The following is a 14,104-nucleotide window of genomic DNA, read 5'->3' as shown; positions in this document are numbered from 1 at the left end:
ATACCGCTGTTGTATGTGGCCCATTCGGCCGTGCCCCCGGGAGCCGCCTCAGGCCCGACTATCGCGAACACGGACTTGTGAAACAGGCGCTAGCCGCCCGCCACCAGGGCCGCGTCGATCTCCCGGTGCGCTTCGGGGTGCTCCGCCCACCACTTCGCGTACCCGGGATTGCGGGGCAGCACCGAGCGGTAGGCGCGGGCGGCGGCGGCGAAGACGTCGTGGGCCCGGCCGGCGGCGGGGCCGTCCCGGCGGGTGGCCAGCAGCAGGTCCACCATCAGCGGCGCGCCGCGCAGCGGCCGGATCACGATCCCGTCCCCGCTGCGCGACTGCGGCAGCGCGAACGACACCGCCCCGTTGGCGACCAGGCTGCGCGCGGTGCTCGCCTCGTTCACGTGGTGGGTGAACCGGGGCGTGAAACCGGCCGCCGCGCACGCCTGGAAGATCTGCAGCCGGTTGCCGACGAGCTCGTCCGGCGGCGCGACCCAGTCCCGGTCGGCCAGCTGCGCGAGGTCGACGTCGTCCTGGACGACCAGCGGGTCGGTCTCCGGCAGCGCCACGAACTGCGGCTCGCTCACCAGCCGCCGCAGCTCCAGCCCGCGCAGCTCCCGCCGCTCCAGCCCTTCGAACCGGTCGAGCACGCCCAGCTGCACCTGTCCCGACACCAGCAGCTCCAGCAGGTCCGACGCGCCGGACATGATCTCCGTGCGGACCTCCGAGCAGGGGATCACCCGGCGCAGCTCCGCCACGAACTGCCCGAAGAACAACGTGGGCACCCCGCCGACCAGCAACGGGCCGGGCTTGCCCTCGCTGGTCCGCCCGCGGGCCAGCGAGACCAGCTGCTCGACCTCGTCGAGCACCAGCCGGGCCGTGCCGACGACCTGCTTGCCGAGGTCGGTGGGCAGGGAACCGCCGGGGGTCCGGTCGAACAGCCGACCGCCCACGATCCGTTCGACGGTCCGCAGCTGGGCGCTCATCGCGGGTTGCGTGAGCCCCAGGCGTGAGGCGGCCTTCGTGAGGCTGCCTTCTTCCGCGATCGCGCACACCGCGCGCAGGTGGCGTAGCTCAAGCTCGGGCATAACGCTCTTCTATCCCCCTTTCGTATGAGCCGCCAGCCCTTCCGGCGGTCATAGTTGGCGAGGTTCCCCTGCGACCGAGGAGAAGCGGATGCGTCACGCGAGCCAGATCTACTGAAGCGGACTCGGGCCGTCCCGCCCCGCGCCACGGGTGCAGGTGACGTGCCAGGGGGTGCGAGGCCGACGTCCCCACCCCGTTCGGGGCCGCCGGTCGCGACTGCGGAGTGAGCGACCGGCGGCCCCGTCGCGTGGTCGGTGCGCGCGGCCGGCGGGGATCAGGGGTGGACCGGGATCCGCACCGCCGTCCCGGTCACGGTGACCCGGGGGTCGTCGGGCGAGACCGCGATCTCCAACAGGCTGGGCCTGCCCATGTCCACGCCCTGGTGGATGGTGATCGACCGCCGCCGGTCGACCTGCCCGACGGCCCGCAGGTAGCCGCCGAACGCCGCCGCGGCGGACCCGGTCGCCGGGTCCTCCACCACACCGCCCACCGGGAACGGGTCGCGCGCGTCGAAGACGTCCTCGCTGCGCTGGTGCACCAACTGCGCGGTCACCGCGTCGTTGGCCCGCAACAGGTCGCCCAACGCGTCGAAGTCGTACTCCAACGCCGCCAACCGCTCCCGCGTGCGCACCGCCAGCACCAGGTGCCTCGACCCGCCGAACGCCCAGTGCACCGGGTACCGCGGGTCGAGGTCGTCGGCCGACCACCCCAGCGCGCGCAACGCCTCGGCCACGTCACCCGCCGGCGCCGGCGTCGACGACGTGGGCACGCTGGTCAAGCCGGCCTTCCCGGGCGTCGCGGCGATCTCGACCAGCCCGGCGGGCGTGTGGAACCGGACCGTCCCCGTCCGCTCCAGCGCGACCGCCGACGCCACGGTCGCGTGACCGCAGAACGGCACCTCCACCAACGGGCTGAAGTACCGCACGTCGAACTCCCACCCGTCACCGCGCGGGAACAGGAACGCGGTCTCCGAGTAGCCGACCTCGGCGGCGATCTCCAGCATCGACGCCTCGGTCAAGCCGGTAGCGTCGAGCACGACACCGGCCGGGTTGCCGCCGGCGGGGTCGGTGGTGAAAGCGCTGTAGCGGAGCACGTCCGGTTCCCGGACCGCGGTCTCATGCACGTCGTTCATGCGGACAGCGTCTCCCACCACCTACCATCGAGTCCAACGATTCCCTGCGATGGATCCGATCGGTATTGTCGATGCGGTGGACACCCGCCTCCTGCGCACCCTCCTGGTGCTCGCGCGCACGGGCAGCTTCACCGCCACCGCGGCGGAGCTGCACCTCGTGCAATCCACGGTGACGAGCCAGGTCAAGGCCCTGGAGCGGCACCTGGGCGCCCGCCTGTTCGACCGGCTGCCCAGCGGCGCCCGGCTCACCGAGGCGGGCCGGCAGGCCGTCGAGCACGCCCGCGAGGTGCTCACCGCCGAGCAACGCCTGCGTGACGCCGTGCGCGGCAGCACGGCCGTGGAGGGCGACGTCCGCATAGCCGCACCCGAGTCGGTCTGCGCCTACCGGCTGCCGCAACGCGTCGCGGACGTGGCGATGCGCTGGCCGGGCATCTCCGTGCACCTCTCGCCGGCCGGCACCCGCCAAGCCCTGACCGGCGTCCGCAACGGCACCCTGGACCTCGCCCTGGTGCTGGAGGACTCGCTGGTCGCGCCGGGCCTGAAGGTCACCGCGATCGGCGTGGAGCCGATCGAGCTGGTGTCCGCGCCCGGCGTGGTGCTGGACGAGCGGTACTTCCTGCTGGAGGAGGGCTGCTCCTACAGCGACCGGTTCGTGCGCGACCTGCCCGCGACGCCGAGCATCACCCGGTTCGGCAGCATCGAGGCCGTGCGGTCGTGCGTGGTGGCCGGCCTGGGCTGGACGGTCCTGCCGCGCGTCGCCGTCGCCGAGCACCTGGACGCGGGCACGCTCCAGCGCGTCCGTGAACTGCCCGACAGCACGTTGTTCCTCGTCACGGACCCGCGCCGCACCCCTTCCGCGGCCGTCCGCGCCGTCGCGGCCGCGCTCGGCTGAGGACCGGCGCTCATCCGACCGGCTGCGCCAGCATCCCCTCGCAGCTGCGCACGACCACCGCCGCCGCCCGCCGCTGCCCGTGGTCCAGCGCGGGGTCCACCGCGTGCCCGCGCCACCGCCCCAACGCCTCCAGCACGGCCCGCCGCAACTCGCCCTCCGTCGGCTCGTGCTCCATCCCCAACCGCACCACCGGGTTCGTGCCCAGCCCGCCGACCAACCGCGACGCCTCGGCCTCCAGGTCGCCGGGCAGCCGGGTGCGCCCGCCCTGCAACGCGGCCAACAACCTCAGCTCCCGGAAGTCGTGCGCCGAAGCCAGGATCCGCTCCACCGACGCCGCCAACCCGATCGACCCGGGCCGCGGTTCCGCGCGCAGCACCACGTCCAGCCCCAGCAACGCCGCCCGCGCCTTGAGCACCTCCCGGCGCTCGGTGAAGTAGACGCCGATCGAGTCGCGCAGCTCGCCGAGCCCGCTGCGCTGCACCAGCTGCCCGGTCAGCTTCACCTGCGTGTCGAAGCCCTGCCGGATCAACGTCGTCGTCAGCCGCACGCCGAAGATGCCGAACCGGTCCACCAGGCCCCGCCGCGCCGCCGGGTCCAGCCGCACCGGGAAGTCCTCGCCGACGAACCGGTCCGCGGACAGCAGGTGGCCGTCCAACTCCGTGCGCGCCAACGACGCCAGCGACGCCAGCGCCGCGAACTCCTCCGGGCGCAACGTCCGCGCGGCCACCGCGAGCAGCCCCGCCACCGCGACCACGTTCTGGCACAACGGGGTCACCGTCGCCTCGCGCCGGTACCGGCGGGCGATCTGCTTGGCCGAGGACAGCGCGTCGATCCGGCCGCCGCCGATCTCGTCGGCCCGCGACAGCACCAGCACCGTGTTCACCGGCGCGACCCGCGCCACCGGGTGGTCGTGCGCGGTCTGCAGGAACCGCACGTCCGTGGTGTGCATGTGCCTGGTCAGGTACAGCACCGCGTCGGCCTCGCCGTAGACGTGCTCGACCGGCGCGCCCGCCGGCGTGTCGATCAGGGTCAGGTCGCGCAACGACCGCGACGGCCACTCCACGGTCACGCGCTCGGCGTCCGGCGCGTCGACGAACGCCTTGCCGTCGCGGCGCAGCACCGGCACCTCGTACTGGCCGACGTGCGCCCGCGGCCGCGGCCCGTCCTGGTACCACGTGGTGGCGCCGGTCGGCGCGAACTCCTCGCCGATCAACGCGCTGACCACGGTCGACTTGCCCGAGCGCGGCGCGCCCGCCACGGCGACGCGCACCGGCTCGCCGAACCGCGCCTGGTGCCCGCGCAGCCACGCGACCGCGCGCGGGCTGTCCCGGTAGACCACCAGGGCGTCCTCGAGCAGCGCCCAGACCTCGTCCTCCAGCGTCACGCCCGGCGGCGCCTCGCCCGAAGGCATCATGCGCTGATCCCCAGCGGTGGCGCCTGACCTCCCGCGAGCCCTTGGACCCGTTGGTAGAGCTGCACGAGGTCGTCCAGCTCCCGCTTGGCGTCCCGGTTGCGGCGCTCGCGCTCGGTGTTGTCGTCCTGCACCGCGCGACGGGCGCTGCGGGCCGATTCGAGCAGCGTCTCCTGCAGCTCCTCGGCCAGCGTGGCGAAGTGGTTGCGCAGGCTGCGCTGGATGTGCCGGGCCGCGTCGCGGCAGTCCTTGCTGAACTTGATGAAGAAGTCGTCCACGTGCCGGGCCGCGGCGGCCTTGGCGGCGGCCTGCCTGCGGCGCAGCCGCTGGTCGCTCTCGTCGATGATCGACTTGCCGCCGAACAGCGCGCCCGCGCCCAGCGAGATCGCGTTGATCAGCGGCATCCCGGCGAGGCTCGTCGCCAGGCCGAACATCAGCACGCCGCCGTAGGAGCCCTTCAGGCCGGTGAACGCCTTCTGCATCACGCTGAACTTCTCGATCACCGGCTTGTCCATGGGCGCGACCCGGTCCAGCACGTCGTCCGGGAAGATCGACTCGGGCAGCAGGTCGTCGCGGACGACCGGGAAGCTCCTGGCGACCTTCTCGGCCACCCACTCCGAGCGGTCGAGCAGCCAGGCGAAGTTCGTGGTGGCGGCCTCGGTGAGGTTGTCCTCCAGCCAGGACTCGAACTTGTCCCAGCCCAGCGCCGGGTCGGCGGTCTCGAACGTCTTGTCCACCTCGCGCATGATCTTGCGGGTGCGGTCGCGCAGGTCGTACTCGATGTCGGAGACCAGGTCGGCCATCTCGTCGGCCAGCACGGTCTGCCAGCGCGCGGACCGGCGGCGCAGCTCGTCGATGCGGCGCTGGGCCTCGTTGAGCGCGGCGATCGTCTTCTCCGGGCCCTGCGCGACCCCGGCGGTCAGCTCCTCGCGCACCGGCGCGACCAGCTGCTTGATCGCCGACGCGGCGGTGACCGCGACCGTGCGGCGGGCCAGCTGGTCGGCGGCGGCCACGATGTCCTGCCGCACGCAGGTGAGCAGCTCGGGGAAGCCGGACTCGGCGTTGAGCGCCTTGTCGCCGGTCTTGGCCGCGCGCAGGCGCAGCGCGGCGGAGACCGGGACCAGCTTCGCGGTCACGCCGGCGCGGGCCAGGTGCGCCCGGTTGCGCTCGACCACCCGCCGCCACTGCGCCGCGATGTCGATCTTGGTGAGGACCACGATCACGTTCGGGCACGACGTCATGACCTGCTTGAGCAGCTCCAGCTCCGACCCGGTCAGCTCGGCCGTCGCGTCGGAGACCATGAGCACGGCGTCGGCCTGGAGCAGCGCGGCGAACGTGCTCGCCGTGTGCGCGGGCCGCAGGTCGCCGACGCCCGGCGTGTCGATCAGCACCAGGCCCGAGTCGAGCAGGGCTCGGGGGATGCCGACCTCGGCGCGCACGACGTCGCCGCCGTGGTGCCGGTCGGCGCTCACCCGGCTGGCGAGCTGGTCGAGGGGCACGGGGATGCGTTCGGTGGGCGTGTTCGCGATGGACGCGCCGCGCACGAGTGCGGCCGACGGGGTCTCCGCGTGCTGCACGAAAGTGGGAACGGTGGTGGTGACGTCATCACCCACCGCGCACACCGGGGCGTTCACCATCGCGTTCACGAGCTGGCTCTTGCCCTGCTTCGGCTCGCCGATCACGAGCACGCGGAGCTTGGGGTCCAGCTGGCGGGCGCGCTTGTCGCGCAACCGTTCGGCCAGGTCGGGCCGGTTGTGCGCAGCGCAAGCCCGGATCGTGTCGTCGAGCACGTCGAGCCAAGGCGCGGACATCACCCGGCAGAGTGTGCCGGTAAAACCCGTCCGGGTGAAAGTCCGGGGACGTTCCGGGCATGTTCCGGGCACAAGGCGAGGGCCGGTCCCGTCGCGTGGACAGGACCGGCCCTCCGGTGGTGGATCAGTCTCAGAAGAGCAGGTTGTCCACGCCGAGCGAGTCGACGACCGGCAGGTCGAGGCTGTCGACCGTGCCGGTGACGTTGCTCACGACACCGCCGACGCCGGCGGTGTCCGCCACGCCCGAGACCACACCGGTGACGTCGGACAGGGGAGCGGCGCCGTGGGTGTCGAACTCGGCCGAGCCGTGCGCCGAGCCGGACACGCCGAGCGCGTCGCCGAGGCCCGCCACGTTGCCCAGGCCCGCCACGTCGCCGAGGCCGGCCACGTTGCCGAGGTCGCCGACGGGCAGCGAGCTGGTGAGGCCACCGGTCACGTTGCCGATCACGCCGTTGAGCGTGTCGACGGCGCCGAACGCGGTGCTGGTCAGGCCTTCCGCGCCCGGCAGCGAGCCGGTGACCCCACCCGCGGTGGCGACGGCACCGTCCAGCGTGCCGGTCGCCGTGGCGGTCAGGTCCGAGACCTGACCGGTGGCGGTGTGCAGCGTGCCGTCCAGGGTGTCGGTCACGTCACCCACCGCGGAGAAGTCGCCCTCGACCGTCAGCTCCGCCGAGGCGGCGCCGTCGAGCAGGTCCCAGCTCGACACGCCGCCGAAGACCGACAGGCCGTCGGCGTCCGCGCTGAGCGTGCCCGCCACGGCGGCCTTGACGTCGCCGGCGCCGGTGGCACCCGACACCGCGAGCTGGTCCGTGACGGCCTTGAGCTGGAAGATCGCGCCGGCCTGGCCTGCGTCGACCAGGTCGAGCGGCAGGTCCTCGAGCAGCGAGCCGTCGAGGGCGGGCAGGCCCCCGGTCGGCACGTAGTCGAGCACCAGCGGGATGACTTCCTGCACGTCCAGGGCGCTGATGTCGCTCAGGCCGGCCCTCGCCAGGGTGCCCTCGGCGTCGGCCTGGAAGTCGGCCAGCGCGGTCGGGTCGCTGAGCAGGTCGAGAACGAAGTCGTGCAGCGTGTTGGGGCTGGAGCCCATGATGGATGTCTCCTGGTCGAGTAGGACGCGGGTAGCCGGCCCGGCAGGGGTGGGGTCCGGCCTGGTGATCAAGGTATGGGCGGGGGGATCACCGGCCATCGGGGATTACTCCCAGTAGATGCCGCAACCACGATGGGGTGGTTCTCGTTCACTCCCTAGGGGATTAGGGGATGGCCTTGTGACCATCTCGTAACCCGTGTAGGTACTGCCGGTAGTTCGTTCAGGTGAGTGAAGGAGGCTCCGAGTTGCCGTACGTCCTCGGGGTCGACGTGGGCACCACGCGCACCGCCGCCGCCGTGTGCCGGTTGGGCGGGACCGGGCGCGCCGAGCCCGAGGTGGTCGGCCTCGGCGGTCCGGGCGGCGGGGTGGCGTCGACGCTGCAGCTCACCCCCGACGGCGCGTTCGCGGTCGGCGAGCCGGGCGACCCGCGGTGGACCGCGACCGGCTTCGGCCGCCGGGTCGGCGACGCGGTGCCGGTCGTGCTGGGGCCGGACCCGCTGTCGCCCGGTTTCAGGGACGCGGACGCCGAGCGGTGCCCGGCGGAGGAGCTCACCGCGCTCATGGTCATGTGGGTGGCCGACCAGGTCGCCGCGCGGGAAGGCGAACGGCCCGCGCACGTCGTGCTCGCGCACCCGTCCGGCTGGGGCGCGTACGCCAAGGGCCTGATGCACCGGGCGCTGCGGGCGGTCGGCGTGGAGGCGTCGCTGGTGCCCGAGCCCGTCGCGGCGGCCGAGAACCACGCGTACAGCCGGTCCTTCGCCGGGTCGCTGGGCGTGTTCAGCCTCGGCAGCCACGGGTTCGCCGCGTCCGTCGTCGGCCGGGGTTTCGAGCTGGTCAAGACCGTCGAAGGGGTCGACCAGGCCGCCGGCGTCGACTTCGACGACGCGGTCTTCTCGCACGTGCGGACCTCGCTCGGGCGGGAGCTGGCCGAACTGGACGCCGACGACCCCCGCACCCGCGGCCTGTTCGGCAGGCTGCGCCGCGACTGCGAGGCGGCCAAGCGGGTGCTGTCGGGCACGCTGGAGACGTCCATCCCGGTGCACCTGCCGTCCGGGCCGGTGGACGTGCCGATCACCCGCGCGCAGTTCGAGGACCTGATCCGCCCGGACGTGGAGCAGGCCGTGGCGGTGTTCGAACGCGTCGTGTCCGGCGGCGTGGAGATGACCGCGCTCGTCGGCGGCAGCGCCCGCATCCCGCTGATCGCGGCGTCCGTGCCCGGCCGGGTGGTGCTGGAGGCCGCGCCCGAGACGTCGGTGGTGAAGGGCGCGGCGCTGGCCGCGCGCAGGCTCGTGATCGGGCCCGACGCCGAGCCCGAGCCGATCGAGACCTCGGTCATGGTGCGCGACGACGACCCGTCGCTGAGGTTCCCCGTGGGTGGCTTGGAGGCGCCGGACGCGGAGCCCACCGCGCCGCCGCCCCGCCCGCCCGTCGACATCACACCGCTCGACCTGCCGGAACGGCGCACCGTGAAGCGCGTCGTGCGCGGGCTCGTGCCGACCGGTGGGCGCCGTGCCCGTGACAGCGAGGATGGCCGTTGAGCCCGAGCACGACCGCGAGTCCAGTGTTGTCCCAGCAGGTCACGCAGGTCCTGGACGCCGTCGCGGCAGCAGCCGTCGGCTCCGGGCCCGTGCTGCGGCTCGGCGTGGTCGCGCCCGGCGGGTACGGCAAGACCACCGTGCTGCGGGAGATCACGCGGGCGTTCGGTGACGCGGGCGCGTCGGCCTCGGTCGTGGACGACGCGCACCTGCTGCCGGACGCCGAGCTGCTGGCGCTGCGCTCCCTGGTCGAACGGGGTGACGAGCACGTCGTGGTGGCCTACCGGCCGTGGCCGCGGTCGCGCGCGCTGGCGGCGTTGGCCGAGTCGTTGGGCCGGGCGCGGCCGTCGTTGATGCTGGAGCCGTTCACGCGGGAGCAGGTGCGCGCGGTGCTGCCCGCGTCCGCCCGCGGCCTGGTGGACTACGTGCACCAGCAGACCGGCGGCGTGCCGCGGTTCGTGCGGCGGCTGGCCGGGCTGACCGCGGCGGAGCTCACGCCGGAGGTGGTGGCGTCGTTCCGGGCCGACCTGGACTGGCTGGACGCCGACGTGCGGAAGTACCTGCTGGCCGCCGAGGCGGGTGCGGCGCTGCGGCTGGACCTGCTCGGCGGGCTGCTCGGGGTCGACGCCGACGCGGTCGGCGACGTGATCGAGGCGGGGCGGGCCACCGGCCTGGTCGCGGCCGACGGGACGTTGCTGCCCGTCGCCCGGCAGGCGGTGGCGTCGCTGAGCCGCACCGACCGGCGGATCGCCGTGCGGCAGCGGCTGGCCGAGCTGCAGCTGGCGTCCGGCGGGCCGGTGCTCGACCTGGTGCGGCCGTTGATCGGCGTCGGCGGGACGGGCAACCAGGCCGGTGTCGTCGGACCGGAGATGGCGCAGGCGTTCCGGGCGGCGGCCGAGGAGGCGCTGGCCACCGACCCGGCGCTGGCGGCGCGGCTGCTGGCCGCCATCGGCACGGCGGGCGCGGACGTCGCCGTGCGGCGGGCGGTGGCCTCGGCCATGGCGGGCGACCTCGACGCGGCGATGCGGCTCGCGGACCAGGTGATCTCCGGCGGCGACGTCGAGCACCGCGGCGCGGCGGCGGAGGTGGCCGCGATCGCGCTGGCGCACCGGGGCCAGCTGGCCCGCGGCACGGAGCTGCACCGGTGGTCGCCGAGCTCGACGTCCTCGGCGTTCGCGGTCATCGGCCAGGTCGGCACGGGACGGCTGCCGACCGAGCCGCTGCCCGTCGCGCCGCCGACCATGCTCGACGGCGGCGCTTCCCTGATGGCGCAAGGCGTGGTGGAGTCGGTGACGTCGTCCGCGACCACGGCACTGTCCACTTTGGTGCGTGCGGCCGGGTTGCTCGAACCGGCCGGGCGGGCCGTGCTGCTGCCGGACACGCCCGCCGCGCTGGCCGCGCTGGTGGCGTTGCACAGCGGCGAGCCGGGCGTCGCGGAATCGGTGCTGGACCGGGCGATGGCGACGTCGTCGGGCGGCGCGCTGATGGTCGTGCGGCACCGGTTGCTGCGGGCGTGGATCGCGATGCAGCGCGGCAACCTCGCGCAGGCCAGGGAAGCGCTGGTGGCGCTGCGGAAGGTCGGCCGCCCGCTGGAACCGCGGGACTGGCTGTTCGCGGTGGCGCTGGAGATCGGCGTCGCGCGGCGCAACAGCGACCTGGCGACGTTGAAGCGGACGTGGGAGCAGGCGCACGAGGCGGTGCTGAGGCACCCCGTGGACCTGTTCACGTTCCTGCCGCTCGGCGAGTTCGCCACCGCCGCCGCGCGGCTGCGCGACCAGCACCGGCTCGCGCCGCACCTCACCGCCGCGCGGGAGGTGTTGCGGGACTTGGGTGAGCCGAGCCTCTGGGCCGTGCCGCTGCACTGGAGCGCGCTGCACGCGGCGATCATCGCCGAGGAGACGTCCGTCGCCGAGGAGCACGCGGCGTCGCTGGCCGCGTGCCGGGACCGCAGCCGGTACGCCGGGATCGTGTCGGCGGCGGCGGAGAGCTGGCTCGACGTGGTGGCGGGCAAGGTGGACGCCGACCAGGTCGAGGAGTCCGCGCGCGGCCTGCAGGCCGTCGGCCAGTGGTGGGACGCGGCCAGGCTCGCCGGCCAGGCCGCGATCAGGACGTCGGACCGCCAGGCGATGGTGCGGCTCCTGGACTGCGCGCGACTGCTCCAGGGGCGCACCGCCACGACCGCGCGCAAGCAGCCCGAACCGGCGGTGGAGGCCGACGCGGGCAAGCTCAGCGACCGCGAGCGCGAGGTGGCCGAGCTGGTCGTCGGCGGGCTGACCTACAAGCAGGTCGGCGACCGCCTGTTCATCTCGGCGAAGACGGTCGAGCACCACGTGGCGCGCATCCGCCAGCGGCTGGGCTGCACCAGCCGGGCGGAGCTGCTGGACCAGCTCCGCCAGATCGTCGGCTGATCGCACCTCACCTGACCTGCGGTTTCCACGCGACCGCGCACGATCTTGCTCAGCCGTGCTAACTTTTGCTCATGCGAGCAAAGTCCGTGACCGAGCAGGCACGACGGGCGCAGATCGTCGCCGCGGCGATCGAGGCGCTGGCCGAGCTCGGCTACGGGGCGACCTCGTTCAAGCAGATCGCCGCCCGCGCGGGCCTGAGCAGCACGGGCCTGATCTCGTACCACTTCAAGGGCAAGCAGGAACTGGTGGACGAGGTCTACGCGCAGGTCAGGCGGACGTTCGCCGCGTTCGTGCTGGAGCGGATGGACCACAGCGCCACCGCGGCCGGCGAGCTGCGGGCGTTCCTGAGCGCGAACCTGCGGTTCATGCGCGCCCACCGGGCCCACATGGTGGCGTTGGCACAGGTCCGCCCGCACGTGTCCGAGGTGGACACCGCCGACGACGACCACCGCGCGATGGCCGACCTGCTCCGGGAGGGGCAGCGGCGCGGCGAGTTCCGCGGGTTCGACGCGGACACCATGGCGATCTTCGTCCTGGCCCTGCGCAACGGGGTGCTGGCCAGGGCGGCCGATCACCCGGAGGTCGACCTCGACCTCTGCGAACGCGAGCTCGTCACCGCGGTGGAGCTCGCCACCACGAGGGGGTGACCCATGCGTCGGGGGACGCGAGCACTGATCACGGCGACGACCGCCCTGGTCGTGACGGCATGCGGGGGGAACGACGTGGGACCACGCGACATCGCGAAGGTGGAGAACGGCGAGGTGCGCGGCGTCGCGCACGCCGACCACACCGTCTTCCAAGGCATCCCGTACGCGGCGCCGCCGAAGGGCGAGCTGCGCTGGCGGTCGCCGCGGCCGGCGGCGGACTGGGACGGGACCAGGGACGCCACCGAGCCGGGCAACCCGTGCCCGCAGGTGGGCTCGTCCTACTCGGACACCAAGGCGACCGACGAGGACTGCCTGTTCCTCAACGTCACCACGCCGTCCACCACGGGCCGCAGGCCGGTCATGGTCTGGGTGCACGGCGACGGCGCGATCGGCGCGGGCCACCACTTCGACGCCGCCGCGCTGGCCACCAAGGGCGACGTGGTGGTCGTGACGCTCAACTACCGGCTCGGCGTGTTCGGCGGCTTCGGCCTGCCGGGCCTGGCGGGCTCCGGCGCGTTCGGCCTGCAGGACCAGCGCGCCGCGCTGGAGTGGGTCAGGCGCAACGTCGCGGGCTTCGGCGGCGACCCGGGCAACGTCACGCTGTTCGGCGTCTCCTACGGCGCGTCGGCCACCGCCGCGCACCTGATCTCGCCGAAGTCGCGCGGCCTGTTCCACAAGGCGATCATGCACAGCGGGTTCGCGCTGGTCGACCTGCCCGCGGAGGCGTGGTACCCGGACCTGGGCGCGCTGCCGTGGCTGGCCTGGCGGGACACGGCCGAGATCGAGGGCATCGGGCAGGGGGTCGCCGCCGAGCTCGGCTGCGCGGACGTCGACTGCCTGCGCGGCCTGCCCGCCGAGCGGCTGCTGGACCACCCGCAGGTGATGAACATCTTCCAGCCCTTCGGGTACGGCAACGAGGACCTGCCGGCGCTGCCCGTCGAGGCGTTCGCCGCCGGCGACATCGCGAAGGTGCCCGTGCTGGCCGGCAACACGCGGCACGAGCACCGCGGCATCGTGGAGATCTTCCGCGGCCCGGTCGCGGCCGAGGACTACCCGCGGCTGCTCGCGGCGGCGTTCGGCGACCGCGCGGCCGAGGTGGAGCGGGAGTACCCGTTGAGCGCGTTCGAGAGCCCGAGCCGGGCGTGGGCGGCGGTGCTGACCGACCGCGTGTGGGCGCGACCGACGTTCCGGCAGCACGAGCTGCTGTCCGCGCACACGCCCACGTTCGCGTTCGAGTTCGCCGACCCGGCGGCCTCCGAGCAGGGCGCGAGCCACAGCACCGACATCGGCTACCTGTTCCCGGAGGAGGAGTTGGCGGGTCCCCGGCGCGACCTGTCGGACGCGATGATCCGGTACTGGACGGAGTTCGCCCGCACCGGTGACCCGAACGGCGACGGCGCGCACGGCCTGCCGCACTGGCCCGCGTTCACCGAGGGGCGGCACGTGCAGTCGCTCGTGCCGGACGCGATCACCGGTGTGGACTACCGGGCCGAGCACCGGCTGGACTTCTGGGAGGACGAGTAGGGGACCGCCGGACCGGAGACCGCCACGAGGGGAGGCGGCCTCCGGTCCGGGGTGCGGACGGGGGGAAGGTCAGTCGCGCTTGCCCGCGTGCAGCAGGACGAGGCCGAGCGCGGCGATCACGAAGTTCTGGAACGCGGCCGACAACCCGTTCCAGTCCTTGGACTGCCACATCACGAACCACTCGCCGCCGATCGCGATGAAACCGCCACCGAACAGCAGCGCCTGCATCACCCAGCCCGTGGACGACAGCCGGCGCGCCACCTCCTCGCGGCGGCGCAGCCAGGCCACCAGGCCGGCCAGCAGCACCAGCGCGGTGACCGCCTCCCAGGTGATGATCAGCACGTACGCCGCGGTCACGACGGTCGGGTTCGTGATCGCGCGCCACGTCGTGGTGGGCGAGCCGAACGTGGTGTCCATCGCGAACACGTGCTGGACGAACGCGTGGTTGGTCTCGTAGTCGGTGATGTTCCCGAACACCACCAGACCCATGTAGAGCGCGGTGATCCCGGTCAGCGCGGTGATCGCCGCCTTCAGGCTCCCCACCCCGGCAAGTAAACGCATGATCTGTAGAACGTAGTCACGA

General features: G+C 73.6%; 11 protein-coding genes. 5 read left to right on the top strand and 6 right to left on the bottom strand.

What is annotated here, in order from left to right:
* Positions 1-89: 89 nt before the first annotated feature.
* Together AB0I91_RS21695 and AB0I91_RS21690 are read right to left on the bottom strand one after the other, a co-directional pair.
* Complete coding sequence (locus AB0I91_RS21695; protein WP_499617100.1) at positions 90-1,076, bottom strand: LysR family transcriptional regulator; 987 nt, start codon at positions 1,074-1,076, stop codon at positions 90-92.
* Positions 1,077-1,348: 272 nt separating this feature from the next.
* Entirely contained in the window at positions 1,349-2,206 is an 858-nt protein-coding gene (locus AB0I91_RS21690; protein WP_499617102.1) for a PhzF family phenazine biosynthesis protein, read from the bottom strand.
* A 76-nt stretch (positions 2,207-2,282) separates the two neighbouring features.
* Here AB0I91_RS21690 and AB0I91_RS21685 point away from each other — a divergent pair, with 76 nt between their 5' ends.
* Positions 2,283-3,098 (top strand): LysR family transcriptional regulator, encoded by an 816-nt coding sequence (locus tag AB0I91_RS21685; protein ID WP_498786825.1) that lies wholly within the window; start codon positions 2,283-2,285, stop codon positions 3,096-3,098.
* Positions 3,099-3,108: 10 nt separating this feature from the next.
* Here AB0I91_RS21685 and AB0I91_RS21680 read toward each other — a convergent pair whose 3' ends face one another.
* From AB0I91_RS21680 to AB0I91_RS21670, 3 genes are all read right to left on the bottom strand, one after another.
* Positions 3,109-4,512 carry a P-loop NTPase family protein gene (locus tag AB0I91_RS21680; RefSeq protein ID WP_498786826.1) on the bottom strand — a complete coding sequence of 468 codons (1,404 nt, stop codon included), beginning with the start codon at positions 4,510-4,512 and terminating at the stop codon, positions 3,109-3,111.
* Positions 4,509-6,320, bottom strand: a complete 1,812-nt coding sequence (locus tag AB0I91_RS21675) for a dynamin family protein (protein WP_498786827.1) — start codon at positions 6,318-6,320, stop codon at positions 4,509-4,511. Before AB0I91_RS21675 ends, AB0I91_RS21680 begins: the two co-directional genes overlap by 4 nt.
* A 130-nt stretch (positions 6,321-6,450) precedes the next feature.
* On the bottom strand, positions 6,451-7,407 hold the full coding sequence (locus tag AB0I91_RS21670; RefSeq protein WP_498786828.1) for an IniB N-terminal domain-containing protein: 957 nt from the start codon (positions 7,405-7,407) through the stop codon (positions 6,451-6,453).
* A gap of 245 nt (positions 7,408-7,652) precedes the next feature.
* On the opposite strand from AB0I91_RS21670, the gene AB0I91_RS21665 reads away from it, so the two are divergent.
* The 4 genes from AB0I91_RS21665 to AB0I91_RS21650 all read left to right on the top strand — a co-directional run bounded on the left by AB0I91_RS21665 (position 7,653) and on the right by AB0I91_RS21650 (position 13,521).
* On the top strand, positions 7,653-8,945 hold the full coding sequence (locus AB0I91_RS21665) for an Hsp70 family protein (RefSeq protein WP_499638396.1): 1,293 nt from the start codon (positions 7,653-7,655) through the stop codon (positions 8,943-8,945).
* Positions 8,942-11,350 carry a helix-turn-helix transcriptional regulator gene (locus tag AB0I91_RS21660; protein ID WP_499638394.1) on the top strand — a complete coding sequence of 803 codons (2,409 nt, stop codon included), beginning with the start codon at positions 8,942-8,944 and terminating at the stop codon, positions 11,348-11,350. The genes AB0I91_RS21665 and AB0I91_RS21660 overlap by 4 nt, the downstream gene beginning before the upstream one ends.
* A 71-nt stretch (positions 11,351-11,421) precedes the next feature.
* Positions 11,422-11,997 carry a TetR/AcrR family transcriptional regulator gene (locus AB0I91_RS21655; protein WP_498781203.1) on the top strand — a complete coding sequence of 192 codons (576 nt, stop codon included), beginning with the start codon at positions 11,422-11,424 and terminating at the stop codon, positions 11,995-11,997.
* A gap of 75 nt (positions 11,998-12,072) precedes the next feature.
* Positions 12,073-13,521 (top strand): carboxylesterase/lipase family protein, encoded by a 1,449-nt coding sequence (locus AB0I91_RS21650; RefSeq protein WP_498781204.1) that lies wholly within the window; start codon positions 12,073-12,075, stop codon positions 13,519-13,521.
* A 69-nt stretch (positions 13,522-13,590) separates the two neighbouring features.
* Here AB0I91_RS21650 and AB0I91_RS21645 read toward each other — a convergent pair whose 3' ends face one another.
* Entirely contained in the window at positions 13,591-14,064 is a 474-nt protein-coding gene (locus tag AB0I91_RS21645) for a DUF2165 domain-containing protein (protein WP_498781206.1), read from the bottom strand.
* Positions 14,065-14,104 lie beyond the last annotated feature (40 nt).

The organism is Actinosynnema sp. NPDC049800, assembly GCF_040656635.1.
In the GTDB taxonomy this organism is placed as follows: domain Bacteria; phylum Actinomycetota; class Actinomycetes; order Mycobacteriales; family Pseudonocardiaceae; genus Actinosynnema.
Note: the sequence above shows the minus strand (reverse complement) of the source record. Positions and strands in the feature narration are given on the sequence as shown.